This window comes from Kitasatospora sp. McL0602, assembly GCF_052076145.1.
GTDB lineage: Bacteria > Actinomycetota > Actinomycetes > Streptomycetales > Streptomycetaceae > Kitasatospora.
On sequence record NZ_CP197246.1, the window covers coordinates 2,629,821 to 2,650,923 of the forward strand.

Consider the following 21,103-nt stretch of genomic DNA (forward strand, 5'->3'; position numbering starts at 1 on the left):
GTGAGTGACGGCTGACGGGCCGCCAGGAGTCCTGGCGGCCCGTCAGCCTCCGGCAACCACCGGAGCCCGGTGCGAACGGACCCCTCCTGCACCTGTCCGTTCCCGCTCCCCGGCTACCACGAGCCGTAGCCGGGCCAGGTCCAGCAACTCGGGTCTTTCCTCCGCCATCAGGCGCCCGACCGCGTACTCACGCAGCAGGCTGTGCAGCTGGTACGACAGCGCCGCGGGGCTCTCCACCAGGTGTACGTCCACCAGGATTTCCAGGAGCTCCAGCGCACGGCCCGGCTGACAATCGAGAAGCGCGGCCACCTGCCCAACCCCGAAGCGCTCGTCCGGCAGCAGTGCAAGCAGCCGGAAGGCACGGGCGGCCCCCTGCTCCGTCTGCTGTTCGCTCTCACGCAGGACCTGGTAACTGGAGGAGAACGCAGTCTCAAGGTCGAGCCGTCCGGTGGCCAGCGCACGGAGTCGGCCGGAGCCGACACGGAACTGCCGCGCCATCGTAGTCAGCGTCCAGGTCGGGCGGGTCGCGAGCCTGACAGCAGCGATCCTCATGGCAAGCGGGAGGCCTCCGCAGGCGATCAGCAGTTCCCTGGCACCGTCCTGGTCCTGTTGGACCCGGTCCCGTCCGCAGAACACCTCGAGCAGGGCGTGCTGGTCGGTTCGGTCCAATGGCGCGAGTGGCATCTGCTCGCCGGCCGACAGATCGGTGAGTGTGCGACGGCTGGTCACGATCACTGCGCACCCACTCGTCCCCGGGAGCAGCGACAGGACCTGACGGGCATCCCGGGCGTTGTCGAGCACCATCAGTACCCGGCGGCCGTCCAACGCACTCCGCAGCGAAGTCGCCCGATCATCCGGGTGTTCCGGGAGCGACCGGCCGGTCGCCGGGCCGGTCTCGCCACTCAGACTGGCGAGGAACACAGGGAGAAGGTCATGAGGATCACGCGGGCAGCTGTCGCTGTAGCCGTGCAGGTTCGCGAAGAGCTGGCCGTCGGGAAAGAGGTGACGTACTCGCTGTGCCACGTGGACGGCCAGGACGGTCTTGCCGACGCCGCCCATCCCCGTGATGACCACCACCTGCGGAGCACCTTCGACAGATGTGGCGAGCAGTTCGGCAAGCCTCCCGACCTCTCTCCGACGCCCGGTGAAATCCTGGATGTCATGGGGAAGCTGGGCAGGTCGGTGCTCGGCCACCGCGGCACTCCGTCCGCGCACCTCCGAGCTCGCCCTCCGGCGGGGAGGGCCCTCCTCCGCCTGCCAACGCAGCGCCGGGTCACCGGCCAGCACCCGCTGATGGAGTTCGCTCAGCAAGGCCCCTGGAGCTGCTCCCAGCTCCTCTCCCAGGCGGACCCTGACGTCCTCGCACGCACGGAGTGCCTCAGCCTCCCGCCCGCCGCGATAGAGGGCCGTGATCAGACAGGCGTGAAGACCCTCATGGAAAGGGTATCTGGCGATCCAACGGCTGAGGTCGGGCGCCAGCTCGCCGTGCCGCCCCTGATGCAGCTCGGCCTCGAAATGCCACTCCACCGCCTGAAGGCGCCCCTGGGACAGGTGCTCCACCTCTGCGCGCAGCGCGATGGCATCCGGTAGGTCCGCCAGCGGCTCGCCCCGCCACAACCGCAATGCCGATGCGGTACGAAGACTGACGTTCTGCCAATCCTCGGTAGCCCTGGCCGTTCGGGCTGCTTCCAGCAGCACTGCGAAGTTCTGGCTGTCCAACTCACCGTCATGGACCTTGAGCACGTACCCGCAGGCGGTGGCGCGGAGACGGTGCTCCCCTTCCTCGCCCAGAGCCCGCCGGAGCCGTCCTACATGGTTCTGCAGCGAAGCCGCTGCAGTCGGGGGTGGCGCGTGGCCCCACAAGGCCTGGTGCAGAAAGCCGAGCGAGATCGGCTGGTTCGGCCGGCACAGCAGGGCGGCCAGCAGCGCCCGGCCTTTCGCCCCCCGGACGGGCCGCTCGCCCTTGTCATCACGTATCTCCACAGGCCCGAGCACGCCGAAACGCATCTGGATTCCCCCCAGCGAAACGCCCGCAACTAATAGTTTGTCGGCGATACGACTGGAGGATGGTACTCACATCGACCCTCGCCCCGTCAGTCGTTTCCAATATCCGCTTGGCCACGATCCATTGATACGACACATGGGATTTCGTCAGCCAAATGGAGGGAGAGTCGGGCATTTCCCCACTCCCCCTCCATGTACATGCTCGGCTTCCTACCGCCCTCGCTCTACTCCTTCTCGCGCTGGGCCTCGGCCTGGGCGGCGCGCTGCTCGGCGGTCAGCTCGATCTCGCGCTCCTCCGCGAAGTGGCACGCCGAGTCGTGCGCCGCCAGCCCCTGCACCCACGAACGGATGGTCAGCAAGGGCTCCTCCGCTGCGCACTTCTCCTGGGCCTTCCAGCAGCGGGTGCGGAAGCGGCAGCCGGACGGCGGCTTGGCGGGCGAGGGTACGTCACCCTCCAGCACGATCCGGTCCCTGGCGTCGCGCGCCCTCGGGTCCGGGACGGGCACGGCGGAGAGCAGTGCCTGGGTGTACGGGTGGGTGGCGTGCTCGTAGATCTCCAGGTCGGTACCGATCTCGACCATCTTGCCGAGGTACATCACGCCGACCCGGTCGGAGATGTGGCGGACGATGGAGAGGTCGTGCGCGATGAACATGTACGAGAGGTTGAACTCGTTCTGCAGCTGCTCCAGCAGGTTGATCACCTGGGCCTGCACCGAGACGTCCAGGGCCGAGACGGGCTCGTCGCAGATGATGATCTCCGGCTTGAGCGCCAGGCCGCGGGCGATGCCGATGCGCTGGCGCTGGCCGCCGGAGAACTGGTGCGGGTACCGGTTGATGTACTCCGGGTTCAGCCCGACCACATCGAGCAGGTCCTGCACCGCCTTGCGGCGCTCGCCCTTCGGCGCGACCTCGGGGTGGATCTCGTACGGCTCGCCGATGATGTCGCCCACCGTCATGCGGGGGTTGAGCGAGGTGTACGGGTCCTGGAAGACCATCTGGATGTTGCGGCGGACGGCCTTCAGCGCAGCACCCGACAGCTTCGAGATCTCCTCGCCCTTGTACCTCACCGAGCCGCTCGTCGCCGGCTCCAGGTTCATCAGCACCTTGGCGAGCGTCGACTTGCCGCAGCCGGACTCGCCGACGATGCCGAGCGTCTCCCCCTGGACGAGGTCGAAGGAGACACCGTCCACGGCCTTGACCGCACCGACCTGCTTCCTGAAGACGATCCCCTGCGTCAGCGGGAAGTGCTTGACCAGGTCGCGGACTTCGAGAATCGGCTCACCGCGCGCCACCTCCTTCGCGAACGCGGTCTCCTCCGGCACGGCGGCGCCCAGCGGGCTGGCTCCGTTACTCGCCATGGAGGGTCTCCTTCCAGAAGAAGCAGGCGCTGCCCCGCCCAGGCAGCTCGGCCCCGTCGGCCTCGCTGACCTTGAAGAGCTGGGGGATCTCCTGCCGGCAGATGTCCTGGGCCCGCGGGCAGCGGGGGTTGAAGGCACAACCCGGCGGGATCCGCAGCAGGTTGGGCGGCAGGCCCTTGATCGCGTAGAGCTCCTCGCCCTTCTGGTCCAGGCGGGGGATGGAGTCCAGCAGCCCTCGGGTGTACGGGTGCGCGGGGCGGGCGTAGAGCTCGTGCACGGGGGCGGTCTCGACGATTCGGCCGGCGTACATGACGGCGATCTTGTCCGCGACGTCGGCGACCACGCCGAGGTCGTGGGTGATCAGGATCAGACCCATGTGGTACTCGGCCTGGAGCTCCGCCAGCAGATCCATCACCTGCGCCTGGACAGTGACGTCCAGAGCCGTGGTGGGCTCGTCCGCGATGATCAGATCCGGCTCCAGGGCCAGCGCCATCGCGATCATGATCCGCTGACGCATACCGCCCGAGAACTGGTGCGGGTAGTCCCCCACCCGCTGCGCGGCCGCCGGGATGCGCACCCGGTCCATCAGCTCGATCGCCTTGGCCTTCGCCTCCTTGCGGGAGGCACCCTTGTGCACCCGGAACATCTCGCCGAGCTGCGTGCCGACGCTGTGCACGGGGTTGAGGGAGGAGAGCGCGTCCTGGAAGATCATCGCCATCTGGGCGCCGCGGACCTTCCGCCGCTCCTCGGTGCCCAGCTTGAGCAGGTCGCGCCCCTTGAAGACGATCTCCCCCCCGGTGATGTGGCCGGGCGGGCTGTCCAGGATGCCCATGATCGCCTGCGCCGTGACGGACTTCCCCGAGCCGGACTCGCCGAGCACGGCGAGCGTCTCACCGGCCCGGACGGAGTAGTCGACCCCGTTGACAGCCTTGGCGATGCCGTCCCGGGTGCGGAACTCCACGTGCAGGTCACGGACTTCGAGCAGCGGCGCGTCCTGGGAGTCGGCGGTGGCCTCCCGATGGCCGGCCGATGCGCTGCTCAGACTGGTACTCATGTCGTTGGCCCTCTCTCAGCGCAGCTTGGGGTCGAGGGCGTCGCGGACGGCGTCGCCGAGCATGATGAACGCCAGCACGGTGATGCTGAGCGCCCCTGCCGGGTAGAGCAGCATGTGGGGCGCGTTGCGGAAGGTGCCGGCGGCCGAGGAGATGTCGATGCCCCAGGAGACCGTCGGCGGCTTGAGCCCCACCCCGAGGAAGCTCAGCGTGGCCTCCAGGGAGATGTACGTGCCGAGCGCGATGGTGGCGACGACGATGATCGGCGCGACCGCGTTGGGCAGGATGTGCCGCAGCATCAGCCTGGGGTTGCCGGCGCCGAGCGCCCGCGCCGCCGTGACGTAGTCCTGCTGTTTGGCCGTGATGACGGCGCCTCTGCCGATACGGGCGAGCTGCGGCCAGCCGAGCACCACGATGAACGCCACCACGATCCAGATCGACCGGCTCGGGATCACCGAGAGGAAGACCAGACCGCCCAGCAGGATCGGGATGCCGAAGAAGACATCCGCGACCCGCGAGATGACCGAGTCGGCCCAGCCGCCGAAGAACCCCGCCAGGCCGCCCAGCACGGTGCCGGTCAGGGCGGCGCCGGCCGTGGCACAGACGCCCACGGTGATGGAGGCACGCGCGCCGTGGACCGTACGGGAGTAGACGTCGCAGCCCTGGTTGTCGAAGCCGAACGGATGCCCCGACTCGGCGCCCTGCTGGGCCTTCGACAGATCGCACTTGAGCGGGTCCGTCGAGGTGAACAGGCCGGGCCAGATCGACATGACGACCAGGAAGATGATCAGCAGCCCGGAGATGATGAAGATCGGGTTGCGGCGCAGGTCACGCCACGCGTCCTGCCAGAGGCTGCGCGCCTCGACCCGCTCGTCCACGGCCGGGGTCTCCGGGTGGTCCTGCAACCGCTCCGACTTGATTAAAGTCTGGGCTTCCATGGTGCCGAGGTCCATGGTGCGGTTCTCGACGGCACTCGGCATCTCCTCGTCACCGGTGCCGGCCTCCGCCAGTGGGTCCGACTCGTTGTATCTTTCCTGGTCAGGCATACCGGATCCTCGGGTCCAGGACCGCGTAGAGCAGGTCGACGAGCAGGTTGGCCGCCAGGTAGACGATGACCAGGATGGTCACGAACCCGACCACGGTGTTGGTGTTCTGACGGACGATCCCCTGGTAGAGGTAGAACCCCACGCCGTGGATGTTGAAGATCCGCTCGGTGACCAGCGCACCGCCCATCAGGGCGCCCAGGTCGGTACCGAGGAAGGTGACGACCGGGATCAGCGAGTTGCGCAGCAGGTGGTTGATCACGACCCGGCGGCGCGGCAGACCCTTGGCCGTGGCCGTGCGCACGTAGTCGGCCTTCGAGTTCTCAGCGACGGTCGTCCGGGTGAGCCGGGCGACGTACGCGAGCGAGACCGAGGCCAGCACCACGCCCGGCATGATCAGCGAGTCGATGGTCAGGTCCTCGCCGGCCGTCGCGGGGAACCAGCCCCACTTCACCCCCAGCAGGTACTGGAGGACGTAGCCGGTGACGAAGGTCGGGATGGAGATGACGATCAGGGTGAGGATCAGCACGCTGTTGTCCGAGATCCCGCCGCGGCGAAGCCCGCTGATCAGGCCGAACCCGATGCCGAAGACCACCTCGATGGCGAAGGCGACCGCGGTGAGCTTGATCGTCGCCGGGTAGGCGATGGCCAGCAGCGAGGTGACCGACTGGCCGCTGAAGGTGTTTCCGAAGTCCCAGGTGAACAGCTTGCCCATGTACTTGAGGTACTGGAGCCAGAGCGGGTCGTTCAGGTTGTACTGTTCGCGGATCTGCGCCGCGATGACCGGGTCCGGGGCCTTGTCCCCGAAGAGCGCGTTCACCGGGTCACCGAGCGCGTGGACCATGACGAAGATGAGGAAGGTGCTCCCGATGAACACCGGGATCATCTGGAGCAGGCGTCTGATGACGTAGCGTCCCATGCGAACCTCCAGGGGGCCGCCGGAAGGGCGGCGGCCGGACCCGCCGGGCCCAGCCGCCGCCGCCGACTACTTGACGGTGATCTCGTTGTAGACCGGGACGCTGAACGGGTTGAGCAGCACGTTCGAGACCTTCGAGGACCAGCCGACGGTGCCGTTCTGGTACCAGAGCGGGATCACCGGCATGTCGGTGACCAGCAGCTTCTCGGCGTCCTGGAACTGGCCGACGGCAGCCGCCTGGTCGGGGTTGGCGTTGGCCTTGCTCACCAGGTCGTCGAACTGCGGGTTGCTGTAGTGCGAGTCGTTCGACGAGGCGTTGGTGAAGTACAGCGGCTGCAGGAAGTCCTGGATCAGCGGGTAGTCCATCTGCCAGCCGGTACGGAAGGCGCCGGTCATCTGCTTGGAGGTGACCTGGTTGCGGAAGTCCGCGAAGGTGCCCACCGGGCGGCCGACGCACGCCTTGGTGTCACCCATGACGTTGTTGATGCTGTTGCAGGCCGCGTCGACCCACTCCTTGTGCGGGCCGTCGGCGTTGTAGCTGATGGTCAGCTGCCCGCCGGGGATCCCGCCGCCCTGCTGGATCAGCTGCTTGGCCTTGTCCGCGTTGAAGGTGCACTCCGCACCGCAGAGGCCCTCCTTGTAACCGCCGGACGCGCCGAGCACCGGCGAGGTCCAGTCCGTGGCCGGGGTGCGGGTGTCGTTGAAGACGACCTTGGTGATGGTGGGCCGGTCGATCGCCATCGAGAGCCCCTGGCGGACGAGCTTGGCGCCGTCGGTGCTCCACTGCGGCTGGTACAGCGGGAAGGAGATGGTCTGGATGATGCCGGCGGGGGTGTTCAGGTACCGGTTGTTGAGGTCGGTCTGGATGGTCTTCAGGGCGCTGTTCGGGATGCCGTTGTCGACGTCCAGGTTGCCCGCCTGGAGGTCGGCGTAGGCGGCGTTGGTGTCGGTGTAGACCTTGAGGTCGACGCCGCCGTTCTTGGCCTTCTGGTCGCCGCTGTAGTCCGCGAACGGCCGCAGCTGCATCTTCTGGCTGCGCGTCCAGGAGGTGATCTCGTACGGCCCGTTGCCGACCGGCTTGTTGAGGTAGGCCGCGTGGTCGGAGAAGAAGGACTTGGGCACCGGGTAGTACGACGAGTAGCCCAGCGTCGCCGGCCAGGTGGAGAACTTCTGGGTCAGCGCGACGGTGAAGGTGTTGTCGTCGACGACCTTGAGGCCCGACATGGTCTGGGCCTTGGGGCTGCCCGAGGACGGCGCGACGTCGGTGTAGCCCTGGATGTACTGGAAGAAGCTGCTGTTGAGCTGCTTGTTGGTGGAGAGCGCGCCGTAGTTCCAGGCGTCCACGTAGGAGTTCGCGGTCACCACCGTGCCGTCGCTGAACTTCCAGCCCGGCTTCAGCTTGACCGTCCAGTTCTGCTGGTCGGCCGAGGTGATCGAGTCGGCGTTGGCGTTGCTGGGCTTGCTGGTCTTGGGGTCGTAGGCGACCAGGCCCGTGAAGATCATGTTGAGCACCGCCCCACCGTTCACCTCGTTGGTGTTCACGGGCTCGAGCGGGTTCTGCGGATCACCCCACCATGCCTGGACAATGCCGCCGGCATTCCCGCCGCCACCGCCGCTGCTGCTCTTACTACTGCTGCACCCGGTGGCCACCAGGGCCACGGATGTCGCCACGATCACGGCCCAGCGCACTCGGACGGCTGCAGGCATGGAACTCCTCCTCGGGATGTGTAACGCATCACACCCCATGAGAAGCGCCCCACCACGGCGGCGCGACCGCTGTACCGCCGGATGGGTGTCCGCTGAAACGCCATCGGACCCACAGCTCGTCAGCTGTGGGTCCGACAGGTTTCCGACTGGTTGAGGGAGGGTCAGGCCGTGGCCGGAACCCGCACCTCGGCGCTCTGCCCGATCTCGCGCTCCGCCGCGAAATGACACGCCGACTCGTGCGCGGCCGGGCCACTCAGCAGCGAGGGCACCGCGAGCAGCGGCAGCTCCTCCGAGCAGCGCGCCTCGGCCTTCCAGCAGCGGGTGCGGAAGCGGCAGCCGGACGGCGGGTTGGCGGGCGAGGGGATGTCCCCGGAGAGGACGATCCGGTCGCGGGTCTCGCGCGCCGTCGGGTCCGGCACCGGCACGGCGGAGAGCAGTGCCTGGGTGTACGGGTGGGTGGCGTGCTCGTAGATCTGCTCGTCGGTGCCGATCTCGACCATCTTGCCGAGGTACATCACGCCGACCCGGTCGGAGATGTGGCGGACGATGGAGAGGTCGTGCGCGATGAACATGTACGACAGCTCGAAGTCCGTCTGGAGCTGCTCCAGCAGGTTGATCACCTGCGCCTGGACGGAGACGTCCAGGGCCGAGACGGGCTCGTCGCAGATGATGACCTCGGGCTTGAGCGCCAGGCCCCGGGCGATGCCGATCCGCTGGCGCTGGCCGCCGGAGAACTGGTGCGGGTACCGGTTGATGTACTCCGGGTTGAGGCCCACGACGTCCAGCAGGTCCTGCACCGCCTTGCGGCGGTCGCCCTTCGGCGCGACCTCGGGGTGGATCTCGTACGGCTCGCCGATGATGTCACCCACCGTCATGCGGGGGTTGAGCGAGGTGTACGGGTCCTGGAAGACCATCTGGATGTTGCGGCGGACGGCCTTCAGCGCGGCGCCCGAGAGCTTGGAGATGTCCTCGCCCTTGTAGAGCACCTGGCCGGAGGTGGCGCGCTCCAGGTTCATCAGCACCTTGGCGAGCGTCGACTTGCCGCAGCCGGACTCGCCGACGATGCCGAGGGTCTCGCCCTTCATCAGCTCGAAGCTGATGCCGTCGACGGCCTTGACGGCGCCGATCTGCTTCTTGAAGAGGACGCCCTGGCTCAGCGGGTAGTGCTTGACCAGGTCCTTGACCTCAAGGATGGGCTGCTCAGCCATGGAGGGTCTCCTTCCAGAGGTGGCAGGCACTGCGGCGGCCGGCGCGCTCGGCGCCGTCCTTGTCGGTGACCTGGTGCAGTGCGGGGATCTCGGTGCGGCACAGGTCGGTGGCGAAGTCGCAGCGCGGGTTGAAGGCGCAGCCGGCCGGGACCTTCAGGAGGTTCGGCGGCAGGCCCTTGATCGCGTAGAGCTCCTCGCCCTTCTGGTCCAGGCGCGGGATCGAGCGGAGCAGGCCCTTGGTGTACGGGTGCGCCGGGTTGGCGTAGAGCTCGTGCACGGGGGCGGTCTCGACGATCCGGCCGGCGTACATGACGGCGATCTTGTCCGCGACGTCGGCGACCACGCCGAGGTCGTGGGTGATCAGGATCAGACCCATGTGGTACTCGGCCTGGAGCTCCGCCAGCAGATCCATCACCTGCGCCTGGACGGTGACGTCCAGAGCCGTGGTGGGCTCGTCCGCGATGATCAGATCCGGCTCCAGGGCCAGCGCCATCGCGATCATGATCCGCTGACGCATACCGCCCGAGAACTGGTGCGGGTAGTCCCCCACCCGCTGCGCGGCGGCCGGGATGCGCACCCGGTCCATCAGCTCGATCGCCTTGGCCTTCGCCTCCTTGCGGGAAGCGCCCTGGTGCACCCGGAACATCTCGCCGAGCTGGTAGCCCACGCTGAGCACCGGGTTGAGGGAGGAGAGCGCGTCCTGGAAGATCATCGCGATCTTCCGGCCACGGATCTGCCGGCGCTCCTCGTTGGACATCTTGAGCATGTCCTGGCCCCGGAAGAGGATCTCGCCCGAGGCGATCCGGCCCGGGGGCATGTCCAGGATGCCCATGATGGTCTGCGCGGTGACGGACTTGCCGGAGCCGGACTCGCCGAGCACGGCGAGCGTCTCACCGGCGCTGACGGAGTAGTTGACGCCGTTGACGGCCTTGGCGATGCCGTCCCGGGTCTTGAACTCGACGTGCAGGTCCCGGACCTCCAGCAGCGGGGTGCCGGGGGTGAGGCGGTCGGTCTGTACGGGCTTCTCGGTCACTGTGGTCATGGTGCGTCGCCTCTCTCTCAGCGCAGCTTCGGGTCGAGGGCGTCACGCACGGCGTCGCCGAGCATGATGAAGGCCAGCACCGTGAGGCTGAGCGCCCCCGCCGGGAAGAACAGCGCGAACGGCGCGGTGCGGATGACCTTCTGGGCCGAGTTGATGTCGATGCCCCAGGAGATGGTCGGGTCCTGGAGACCGATGCCGAGGAAGCTCAGCGTCGCCTCGGTGGCGATGTAGCCGCCCAGCGCGATGGTCGCGACGACGATCACCGGGGCGATCGCGTTCGGCAGGATGTGCTTGAGCATGATCCGGCCGGTGCCCGCGCCCAGCGCCTTGGCGGCGGTGACGTAGTCGGCCTGCTTGACGGTGATGACCGAGCCACGCATCACGCGGGTCATCTGCGTCCAGCCGAGCACGACCAGCGCGAAGACGACGCTCCAGACGGTGCGCGAGCTGAAGGCGTTGAGCACCACCAGGGCGCCGAGCAGCAGCGGGATGCCGAAGAAGATGTCGGTCACCCGGGAGATCAGGGTGTCGACCCAGCCGCCGAAGTAGCCGGCCACCATGCCGGTGATGCCGCCGAGGATCGTCACGCCGGCCGTGACGCAGATGCCGACGACGACCGAGGCGCGGGCGCCGTAGATGATCCGGGCGTAGATCGAGCGGCCCTGGCCGTCGTAGCCGAACCAGTCCGCCTGGAAGAGGTGCGTGTAGTTCGGCTTGGTCAGGAAGTGGTGCTGGAGGTCACCGGCGCGCGGGTCGACCGAGGTGAACAGGCTCGGCACGATCGCGAAGGCGATCAGCAGCAGGATCAGCAGCGAGGACAGGATGAAGATCGGGCGGGTGCGCAGGTCCTGCCAGGCGTCCGAGCCGAGGCTGCGGGGCTTCTCCGGCGTCTCCGACTTGGCCGCGAGGGCGGCCGGGGCCGCGGGGGTCTTCTCGAGCACGTCAGGCATACCGAATCCTCGGGTCCAGGACCGCGTAGAGCAGGTCGACGATCAGGCTGGCGGCGAGGTAGACGAGCACCAGCACGACAACGAAGCCGGAGACGGTGGCGCCTTCCTTCAGGTTGATGGCGTGGTAGAGCTCGAAGCCGACGCCCTTGACGTTGAAGATGCCCTCGGTGACGATCGCGCCGCCCATCAGGGCGCCCAGGTCGGTGCCGAGGAAGGTGACCACCGGGATCATCGAGTTGCGCAGCAGGTGCGTGCCGATGACCTTGCGCTTCGGCAGGCCCTTGGCGACGGCCGTGCGCATGTAGTCGGCCTTGATGTTCTCGGCTATCGAGGTCCGGGTGAGCCGGGCGACGTACGCGAGCGACAGCGAGCCCAGCACGAAGGCGGGCAGGATCAGCTGGCTCATGTCCATCGAGTCCTGCACGGTGGGCGTGACCCACTTCAGCTGGATGGCGAAGACGTTCTGGAAGATGAAGCCCAGCACCGGCACCGGGATGGAGATCAGCAGCAGCGTCAGCACCAGGGTCGACTTGTCGAAGGTCTTGCCGCGGCGCAGGCCGGCGAACAGACCGATCGTCACACCGAGCACCACCTCGATGGCGAAGGCCATCATGGCGAGGCGCATCGTCACCGGGAAGGCGGCCTCGATCTTGTCGAGGACCGGGCGGCCGTCCATCGCCTTGCCGAAGTCACCGGTGAACAGGTGGCCCAGGTACGTGAAGTACTGCTGGATCAGCGGCTGGTCCAGGCCCCGCTCGTGCTTGAACGCAGCGATCTGCGCCGGGTCCGCTGCCTTGTCGCCCCACATCGCGGCGACCGGGTCGCCCGGCAGGACGTGCACCATGAAGAAGATCAGGGTGACCGTTCCCAGGAAGACCGGGATCATTTGGAGCAGTCGCCTCGCGACAAAGCGCCCCATCGTGCCTCCATCCAAAGCTCTGACGGGCTGTGATCCCGAGTCAGAGGGCGTGACAACGGCCGGTGCCTGCCCCGCCCTCGTGAGGCGGGGAGGGGCACCGGCCGTATCGGTTCAAGCCGTGCGGTGCCGACCTGATTACTTCTGCTTGACCTCGACCTGCGAGAACACCGGGTCGCCGAACGAGTCGTACTTCACGCTCTGGACGTTGTTCGAGTAGCCCGCGGTGGTCTTGTAGTACCAGAGCGGGATGGCCGGCATGTCCTTGGCCAGCTGGGCCTCGGCCTGCTGGTAGAGGTCCGCGGTCTTCTCGACCGAGGTCGCCTTGTCCGCCTCGGCGGCGAGCTTGTCGAACTCCGGGTTGGAGTAGCCCGCGTCGTTGGCGGCGGCGCCGGTGCCGTAGACGTCACGCAGGAAGTTGGCGTTCAGGGGGTAGTCCTGCACCCAGCCGGTCCGCATCATGCTGCTGACCTGCTTCTTCTTGATGATGTCGCGCGCGGTCTTGAAGTCCGGCTTCGGGTCGCCGACGCACTCCACGCCGGTGGCCTGGCGGATGGAGTTGCAGACCGCGTCCACCCACTCCTTGTGGCCGCCGTCCGAGTTGTAGACGATGGTCAGCTTGTTGTTCGGGACGCCGCCGCCCTCGGTCACGAGCTGCTTGGCCTTGGCCGGGTCGTAGGTGCAGAACTCACCGCAGGAGTTCGCCTTGTAGCCCATGGCACCCGGGGCGACCCAGGAGTCGGCCGCCTGGCGCGAGCCGTTCAGCACCGTCTTGGTGATGGTGGCGCGGTCGATCGCCATCGAGAGGCCCTGACGGACCTTCGCCTTGTCGACGCCCTGCCACTGCGGCTGGTACATCGCGAAGGAGATGTTCTGGATGGCGCCCTGGGCCTGGTCGACGGCGCGGTCGCCCAGGTCGGACTTGTAGGAGGCCAGGTCGCTCGGGTCGACCTGGTCCAGCACGTCCAGGTTGTCGGAGACCAGGTCCTTGTAGGCGGCCTCGGCCTGGGTGTAGTTCTTGAAGACGATCCCGCCGTTCTTCGCCTTGTCGACACCCGTGTACTTGTCGTAGGCGGCCAGCGTGATGGCCTTGTTGTGCTCCCAGGAGACGAACTTGTACGGGCCGTTGCCGATCGGGTTCTGGCCGAACTTCGCCGGGTCCGTGTAGAACGCGGTCGGGAGCGGCGAGAAGGCCGTGTAGCCGAGCTTGTACTGGAAGTACGAGACCGGGCCGGTCAGCGCGATGGTGAAGTGGGTGTCGTCGACGACCTTGAGGCCGGACATCTCCTTCGCGGTCGGCTCGCCCTTGTCCGGGTGGACGGCGTCGTAGCCCGCGATGTCGGAGAACCAGTCGGAGTTGATCTGGTTGTTCTTGACGTTCGCCGACCAGTTCCACGCGTCGACGAAGGACTTCGCGGTGACGGGCGTGCCGTCGTGGAAGGTCCAGCCGGTCTTCAGCGTGACCGTGTAGTGCTGGGCGTCGGTCGTCTCGATCTTGTCGGCGACCTGGTTGCGCAGCTTCGAGGTGGTGGGGTCGTAGTCGACCAGGCCCTTGAAGAGCTGCTTGATGACGCGGCCGCCCTGGTTCTCCATGGCGTTGGCGGGCTGCAGCGGGTTCTGCGGCTCGGCGCTCTGGTAGCTGAACGTGCCCTGCGCGTTGACCGCGCCGCCACTCGAACCACCGCTGCTGGACGTGCTGCTCCCGCAGGCGGTAGCGGCGAGGGCGACCGCAACTGCTGCGACGACCCACTTGGCCTGGCTGGCACCGCGCATGGGTGTGCCTCCTGAATCCGTGTTGCAAACGTGGAGAGCACCGTGCTGTGTGGCCGGCGTCGGCGCCGAGACCTGCCGGTGCTTCCTCGCCCGAGGTTCCGGCGCGCACCCCTGCGCGTAACCCTTGACCCGAGCTCGACTTCACCCACTATCGGTCACTCTCGGATACGAACCCGACCATTACCGATCTCAATTTGGTCACATGAAAGACACTCGGATGCCAGAAAACGGACATTCAAGACATACGCAGACAGGTACTAAACGGACAGTTGCCATGCATGACGGGCGGTCACGTCCGATAACCGGACAACGGCCCGTCAGCTCACTACGCGCGTTGACAGCGGAGCGTGACGTGCGTCGCCCACGAAAAAGCGCCGGCCGGCGCCCTCCCGAAGGGGAGGGACGCCGGCCGGCGCCGAAGGGTGCTGCGTCAGTTCTTCTTGGCGCGCGAGGCCGTGCGGCCGCGCTCCTTCTGGTCCAGGACGAGCTTGCGGATGCGCACCGTCTCCGGGGTCACCTCGATGCACTCGTCCTCGCGGCAGAACTCGAGGCTCTGCTCGAGCGAGAGCTTGCGCGGCGGCACCAGGTTCTCGGTGGTGTCGGAGGAAGCGGCACGCATGTTGGTGAGCTTCTTCTCCTTGGTGATGTTGATGTCCATGTCGTCCTGGCGCGAGTTCTCGCCGACGATCATGCCCTCGTACACCTCGGTGGTGGGCTCCACGAAGAGCGTGCCGCGCTCCTGGATCCCCATCATCGCGAACGGCGTCACGACACCGGCGCGGTCGGCCACCAGCGAGCCGTTGTTGCGCATCCGGAGCTCGCCGAACCACGGCTCGTGGCCCTCGAAGATGGAGTGCGCGATACCCGTGCCACGGGTGTCGGTCAGGAACTGCGTACGGAAGCCGATCAGGCCACGCGACGGGACGATGAACTCCATGCGGACCCAGCCGGAGCCGTGGTTCGTCATGGTCTCCATGCGGCCCTTGCGGGTCGCCATCAGCTGGGTGATGGCGCCGAGGTACTCCTCGGGGCTGTCGATGGTCATCCGCTCGACCGGCTCGTGGGTCTTGCCGTTGATGACCTTGGTGACGACCTGCGGCTTGCCGACGGTCAGCTCGAAGAGCTCCCGGCGCATGGTCTCGACCAGGATGGCCAGCGCCAGCTCGCCACGGCCCTGGACCTCCCAGGCGTCCGGACGCTCGGTCGGCAGCACGCGGAGCGAGACGTTACCGACCAGCTCGCGGTCCAGGCGGTCCTTCACCATGCGGGCGGTGACCTTGTGGCCCTTGCCGCCCTTGCCGACCAGCGGCGAGGTGTTGGTGCCGATGACCATGGAGATGGCCGGCTCGTCGACCGTGATCAGCGGCAGCGCGATCGGGTTCTCGAGGTCGGCGAGGGTCTCACCGATCATGATGTCGGGGATACCGGCGACGGCACAGATGTCACCGGGGCCCGCGACCTCGGCCGGCTTGCGGGTGAGCGCCTCGGTCATCAGCAGCTCGGTGATCTTGACCTGCTGGACCGAACCGTCACGCTTCATCCACGCGACCTGCTGGCCCTTGCGCAGCTCGCCCTGCTCGACACGGCAGAGCGCGATGCGGCCGAGGAAGTTGTCGGCGTCGAGGTTGGTGACGTGGGCCTGGAGCGGCGCGTCCTCCTCGTAGGTCGGGGCCGGGACGTGCGCGAGGATCGTCGAGAAGAACGGCTCCAGCGAGTCGCTGTCCGGCGGCACGGTGCCGTTCTCGGGCTTGGTCATCGAGGCGACGCCGTCACGCGCACAGGCGTAGACGATCGGGAACTCGATCTGGTCCTCGGTGGCGTCCAGGTCCAGGAAGAGGTCGTACGTCTCGTTGATGACCTCGTCGATCCGGGAGTCCGGACGGTCGGTCTTGTTGATGCAGAGGATGACCGGCAGCTTGGCGGTCAGGGCCTTGCGGAGCACGAAGCGGGTCTGCGGCAGCGGACCCTCGGAGGCGTCGACGAGGAGGACGACCGCGTCCACCATCGAGAGACCGCGCTCGACCTCGCCACCGAAGTCGGCGTGGCCGGGGGTGTCGATGATGTTGATCGTGATCGGAGCGCCACCCTCCTTCGGGTGGTACTTGACGGCCGTGTTCTTCGCGAGAATGGTGATGCCCTTCTCGCGCTCCAGGTCGTTCGAGTCCATCATTCGGTCGTCGAGGTGCTGGTGGGCAGCGAAGGCGCCGGCCTGCTTCAGCATGGCGTCGACCAGAGTGGTCTTGCCGTGGTCGACGTGGGCGACGATGGCAACGTTGCGGATGTCATTGCGCGTGGGCATGCTGAGCGGACTCTCCCGGAATCGTGGGTTTCGGCGCCCGGCTGCGTTCAGCGTTGATCAGCGTCTTCGCCGCGGGCGACTTGCGATCCGTGTTGATCGCCACCACCCGTTCCGCCTGCTACTACCGGTCCACCCGCCGGGCACTACATGCCACGGCTTCCTCCTATCGTACGGGGAACATCCCAGAGGGGCAGAAACGGGCAGGTCCGGACGGGCGGGTGCGCTCAAGATCACAATTTTGCGGGGTCGGCGGAGCCCCCCGGCCCGGCTAGCTGCGGAAGCCGATGTCGGCGAATCGCGGGGTCGTGAAACCGAAGGCCCCGGCCCCCGCCACCGTGCTGCGGACGGCCACCAGATCAGGGCGCTGGTAGAGCGGGACGGAGTGCGCCAGCTGCCAGATCCGGGCGTCGGCCTGCTGGAGCAGCGCCAGCCGGGCGGCCGGGTCGAGGGTGGCGGCGGCGCGGTCGAAGAGCTGGTCGATCTCCTCGGTGCCCGTCCGGGCGTAGTTGCGGCCGACCACCGGGATGCCGTCGGTGCCCGGCCGGGGCTTGGCATAGCGGGGGCGCTCCTCGTCGGCCGGATGGGTGGCGGCCGGCCAGGAGAACAGGGCCAGGTCGTAGTCGCCGGTCGCGAGGTGGTCGTTGACGAAGGCCTCGAAGGGGACGGCCTGCGGGCGCAGCGTGACGCCGACGGCGGCCAGGCTCGCGGTCAGGGCCTCGGCGGTGCGCTCGGCGGTGACGGAGCCATCCGGCACCAGCAGGCCGAGGGTGAGCTCCTTGCCGTCCTTGCTCCGGGTGCTCCCGCTCTGCCGCCAGCCGGCCCGGTCGAGCAGGGTGGCGGCGGAGTCCGCCCCGGCGGCGGCGCTGTTGTCCCGGTAGCCCTCCTGCCCCGCCATCAGCAGGTGGTTGCCGAGCGGTTCGGCCGGGAGGCCGAGCGGGCCGAGCGCGGCGGCCGCCGCCTTGCCCCGGTCGACCGCGTGGGCGACGGCCTGGCGGACGGCGAGGTCGGCGAGCGGGCCCCGGTCGGCGTTCAGGGTCAGCTGGGTGAAGGCGGCGGCGGGGGCCCGGTGCAGGGTGAGCCCCGGGAGGGACTCCGCGCGCTTGAGCGCCTGGGCGGAGGCCTGGGCCAGCGCGGCGGCGTCCGGCGGGGCGGCGGCTGCGCCGCCCGCCGCGGCCTGCGCGCGGTCGACGGCGGTGGTGAGGGCCGCGATGTCGAGCTTGCCGTGCTCCAGCGCGTCGAGCCGGGCGGCGGCCGGGGTGGCCAGGAAGTCGATCGCCTCGGCCTTCGCGCGGTCGCCCCACCAGCGGGGGTTGCGGGCGAGGCTCACCCTGCCGCTCGCCGCGTCGTACGCCCGGACGGCGAACGGGCCGGCCGAGGTGTGGAAGGCGGCGGCCAGCGGCTGGTTGAAGGCGGCCGGGGTGCTCGTCACGGCGGCCGGGTAGAGCGGGCTGAAGAGGGCCTGCCAGTCGGCGTACGGCTGCTTGAAGGTGACCTTGACCTGGTGCGGGTCGGCTCCCTGGGCGACGGCCGCGATCGCCGCGTACCCGGCGGGGTGCTCGCCGTGGAAGGCCGGGTCTGCGCCGGAGAGGGCGTGCCACTGGGCCACGAAGTCGGCGGCCGAGAGGGGGGTGCCGTCGCTCCAGACCGCCGACGGGTTGAGCCGGTAGGTGACGGTCTGCGGGCTCCGGCCGTCCGGGGTCGACTCGGCGGCGGCCAGGTACGCGGGGTCGGCGTCCGGGTGGGCGTGCTCGTCCCTCCGGAACAGCACCGGCAGGACGGCCTCGGCGAGCAGCTCGGAGTCGGCGGTGGCCTCGGGCTGGAAGACGTTGAGGGTGGTGGGGACGGTGTCGAGGGCCCAGCGGAGGGTGCCGCCGTCCTGCATCCCGGAGCGGTCGGCGGCGGTGATGTCGGAGGCCGCCCGAGTGGGGGCGGCCTGCTCCGAACAGGCGGTGAGAGCACCCGCGAGCAGCAGGGCGAGGGCCGCGGCGGTGACCTGGCTGGCGCGCATGCGCTGTCCTCCGTCGGTTGGTCAGCCGACCCGAAAATAGGGCCGGTTGACCACTGAACGCCACCGCAGCTGCCCACCGGGGGTGACACGGCGGGCAGCGGCCACAGGACTACCCACCCGGAGCAACCGGCGTCAGAGGGTGAGTTCGAACCAGACGATCTTGCCGTTGGGGGTGCGGCGGCTGCCCCAGCGTTCGGCCAGCAGGCTGACGAGCTGGAGGCCCCGGCCGCCTTCGTCGGTCTCCTGGGCGCGGCGCTGTCTGGGCTGGGCGTAGCCGTCGTCCCAGACCTCGCAGACCATCGTGCGGTCGCGCAGGAGGCGGAGCCGGATCTCGCCGTGGCCGTGCCGGAGGGCGTTGGTGACCAGCTCGCTGACCAGGAGTTCGGTGGTGTCGACCAGTTCGTCCAGCCCGCGTACCAGGAGCCAGCCGCAGGCGAGCTCGCGGGCCTTGGAGACGGAGGTGGGCTCGGACGGCAGGCGCCAGTCCCCCACCGCGTCCTCGGGGAGGGGCTGGACCTTGGCCATCAGCAGGGCGATGTCGTCCTCGCCGTGGTGCGGGATGAGCTCGTCGAGCACCTCGTCGCAGAGCTGCTCCAGCTGCTTGGAGCCGTTCGAGAGGGCCGTCCGGAAGGCCCGCAGGCCGTCGTCCAGCTGGTGCTTGCGGGATTCGACCAGGCCGTCGGTGTAGAGGGCGAGCACCGCGTCGTCCGGGAGCTCGATCTCGACCTCCTCGAAGGGCTCGCCGCCGACGCCGAGCGGCAGGCCCGGCGGCACGTCGAGCATCCGGGCGGGCTCGCCGGGGCCGAGCAGGGCGGGCGGCAGGTGGCCCGCGTTGGCGAAGACGCAGCGCTGGGTGACGGCGTCGTAGACGGCGTACACGCAGGTCGCGAGGTAGAGCTCGTACTCCTCGCCGGGCGAGTTGGTGTCGCCGCCGAGGCCCCGGGCGATCTCGTCGAGGGCGGTGAGCACCTCGGCCGGGTCGAGTTCGAGCATGGCGAGGGTGCGGACGGCGGTGCGCAGCTGGCCCATCGCGACGGCGGCGCGCAGGCCGCGGCCCATCACGTCGCCGATCACCAGCGCGGTACGGCTGCCGGGCAGCGGGATGACGTCGAACCAGTCGCCGCCGACCTCGGTGTTGTTGTTGCTGGGCAGGTAGCGGCGGGCGATCTCCAGGCCGGTGGCGGCCGGGTTGCCCGGGGGCAGCAGGCTGCGCTGGAGGATCAGGGCGCGCTCGTGCTCGCGGCGGTAGAGCCGGGCGTTGTCGACGCAGACGGCGGCGCGGGCGACGAGCTCCTCGGCGATCGCGACGTCCCGCGCGTCGAACGGCTCGCTGCCGATCGCCCGGGAGAGCTGGACGAGCCCGAGCACCTGGTCGCGGGCGACCAGCGGCACCACCAGGGTCGAGCGCAGCAGCGGGTCGGGGCCCGGCTGCGGGACGACGCTGCGGCCGGTGCGCAGCGCGCGGGCGTGCGGGGAGCGGCGCGGATAGCAGAGCGTGCCACCGGCCTCGGCGACGGGTACGGACCCCTCGGCCGCAAGCACGCTGGAGGCACCGCCGACCACGCTGGAGACGGCGACGCGGCGCAGCTCGCCGGAGCCGTCGCCCTGGCCGGGCGCGGCCGACATCGGGCCGGAGTCGCCGCTGAGCAGGGCGCTGTAGAGGTCGACCGTCGCGACGTCGCAGAACTGCGGGACGATGACGTCGAGCAGCTCCTTGGCGGTGGTCTCCAGGTCGAGGGTGGAGCCGATGTGCGTGCTGGCCTCGTTGAGCAGGGCCAGGCTGCGCCGCACCCCCGCCGCCTCGCGCTCGGCGACGTGGCGGCTGGTGACGTCCAGCACCTGGCCGGCGACGCCCATCGGGTGCCCGGCCGAGCTGTTCAGCCGGTAGAGCGAGATCGCCCAGCGGCGGACGCCCTCGCGCAGCGGCTCGCCCCGGCCGGGGGCGAGCCCGCCGACGGGCCGGGGGACGGCGCCGGTGAAGCGCAGGTCGAGCATCGGCTCGCCGCTCGCGAGCACCTTGCGCAGGGCGAGGCTGAGCCGCTCGGCCTCGCCGGTCAGGAAGAGGTCGTACGGCGTCAGGCCCTCGAACTCGGCCCTGGGCAGGCCCATTCCGACGGCGAACGCGTCGTTGACCCGCTGCAGCCGCAGGTCGAGGTCGAAGAGGAAGAAGCCGGTCGGGGTCTGCCCGAAGACGGCCTCCGAGGCGGCGAGGTCGGTCTCGATCCGGCGCAGCCGCCCGAGGTCGACGGCGAGGCAGGTCGCGCCGGCGGCGCCCGGGGTGCCGGTGTCCGGCATGGCGTACAGCTCGGCGAGGCCCTCGGCGCCCTCGGCGTCGCGGTAGGGCGCGGTGCCGATCCACTCCTCGCCCGCGAGGATGCGCTCCAGCCGGGCCCGGCCGCGCTGCCAGAGCTCGCGCGGCACGAAGGCGGTGACCGGGTCGGCGCCGACCGCCTCGGTCGCGGGCACGCCGAAGAACTCGGCGGCCCGGCTGCTCCACTGGCTGATCAGCCCGTCGGAGCCGAGCGCGAAGGTGGCGACCCGGATGTAGTCGTAGATCGAACCGGGCTGCCCGTACCCCCAGCCGCCGGGGAGGTCACCGTCGGCCTGCGGCGCCCGCGCGGGGCCCGGCACGGCGAAGTCTGGCTGTGGCTGTGCCGGCCCAGGTTGCCCGGGTACGGCGGCATGACCGCTGCCGTTCGGCACACTCCACGCCGGGATGCTGTTCAACGGACCGACCCCTCCAACCCGCGCCCATCCGGATGTCGAGAAGACCGAGTATTCATCATCGGAGCGCAGGCGCACACGTCCCTTACATCACAACATCGAA

Annotated in this window: 14 protein-coding genes; all 14 read right to left on the reverse strand. The window is 69.0% G+C overall.

Going from position 1 to position 21,103, the window contains the following annotated elements:
* Positions 1-42: 42 nt before the first annotated feature.
* Positions 43-2,007, reverse strand: coding sequence for a BTAD domain-containing putative transcriptional regulator (locus tag ACR68M_RS11820; RefSeq protein ID WP_441250413.1), 1,965 nt, complete (start codon positions 2,005-2,007; stop codon positions 43-45).
* A gap of 221 nt (positions 2,008-2,228) precedes the next feature.
* Positions 2,229-3,362 (reverse strand): ABC transporter ATP-binding protein, encoded by a 1,134-nt coding sequence (locus ACR68M_RS11825; RefSeq protein WP_441250414.1) that lies wholly within the window; start codon positions 3,360-3,362, stop codon positions 2,229-2,231.
* Positions 3,352-4,416, reverse strand: a complete 1,065-nt coding sequence (locus tag ACR68M_RS11830; protein ID WP_441250415.1) for an ABC transporter ATP-binding protein — start codon at positions 4,414-4,416, stop codon at positions 3,352-3,354. Before ACR68M_RS11830 ends, ACR68M_RS11825 begins: the two co-directional genes overlap by 11 nt.
* Positions 4,417-4,431: 15 nt before the next feature.
* Positions 4,432-5,460, reverse strand: a complete 1,029-nt coding sequence (locus ACR68M_RS11835) for an ABC transporter permease (protein ID WP_441250416.1) — start codon at positions 5,458-5,460, stop codon at positions 4,432-4,434.
* Complete coding sequence (locus ACR68M_RS11840) at positions 5,453-6,376, reverse strand: ABC transporter permease (protein WP_441250417.1); 924 nt, start codon at positions 6,374-6,376, stop codon at positions 5,453-5,455. The genes ACR68M_RS11835 and ACR68M_RS11840 overlap by 8 nt, the downstream gene beginning before the upstream one ends.
* Before the next feature lie 66 nt (positions 6,377-6,442).
* Entirely contained in the window at positions 6,443-8,080 is a 1,638-nt protein-coding gene (locus tag ACR68M_RS11845; RefSeq protein WP_441250418.1) for a peptide ABC transporter substrate-binding protein, read from the reverse strand.
* 161 nt (positions 8,081-8,241) lie between these two features.
* A complete protein-coding gene (locus ACR68M_RS11850) occupies positions 8,242-9,288 on the reverse strand; it encodes an ABC transporter ATP-binding protein (RefSeq protein WP_441250419.1) in 1,047 nt (348 codons plus the stop codon).
* Positions 9,281-10,330, reverse strand: coding sequence for an ABC transporter ATP-binding protein (locus tag ACR68M_RS11855; RefSeq protein ID WP_441250420.1), 1,050 nt, complete (start codon positions 10,328-10,330; stop codon positions 9,281-9,283). Before ACR68M_RS11855 ends, ACR68M_RS11850 begins: the two co-directional genes overlap by 8 nt.
* Before the next feature lie 17 nt (positions 10,331-10,347).
* Positions 10,348-11,280, reverse strand: a complete 933-nt coding sequence (locus ACR68M_RS11860) for an ABC transporter permease (RefSeq protein WP_441250421.1) — start codon at positions 11,278-11,280, stop codon at positions 10,348-10,350.
* Positions 11,273-12,199 carry an ABC transporter permease gene (locus ACR68M_RS11865; protein ID WP_441250422.1) on the reverse strand — a complete coding sequence of 309 codons (927 nt, stop codon included), beginning with the start codon at positions 12,197-12,199 and terminating at the stop codon, positions 11,273-11,275. The genes ACR68M_RS11860 and ACR68M_RS11865 overlap by 8 nt, the downstream gene beginning before the upstream one ends.
* Before the next feature lie 135 nt (positions 12,200-12,334).
* The gene (locus ACR68M_RS11870) at positions 12,335-13,969 is read right to left on the reverse strand and encodes a peptide ABC transporter substrate-binding protein (protein ID WP_441250423.1); all 1,635 of its coding nucleotides are present in this window, start codon (positions 13,967-13,969) and stop codon (positions 12,335-12,337) included.
* Between the two features lie 430 nt (positions 13,970-14,399).
* Positions 14,400-16,268 (reverse strand): translational GTPase TypA, encoded by a 1,869-nt coding sequence (gene typA / locus ACR68M_RS11875; protein WP_441250424.1) that lies wholly within the window; start codon positions 16,266-16,268, stop codon positions 14,400-14,402.
* A gap of 268 nt (positions 16,269-16,536) precedes the next feature.
* Positions 16,537-18,276: an ABC transporter family substrate-binding protein gene (locus ACR68M_RS11880; RefSeq protein ID WP_441250425.1), complete on the reverse strand. Its 1,740-nt coding sequence runs from the start codon at positions 18,274-18,276 to the stop codon at positions 16,537-16,539.
* 132 nt (positions 18,277-18,408) lie between these two features.
* Positions 18,409-20,907: a SpoIIE family protein phosphatase gene (locus ACR68M_RS11885; RefSeq protein WP_441250426.1), complete on the reverse strand. Its 2,499-nt coding sequence runs from the start codon at positions 20,905-20,907 to the stop codon at positions 18,409-18,411.
* Positions 20,908-21,103: the final 196 nt, after the last annotated feature.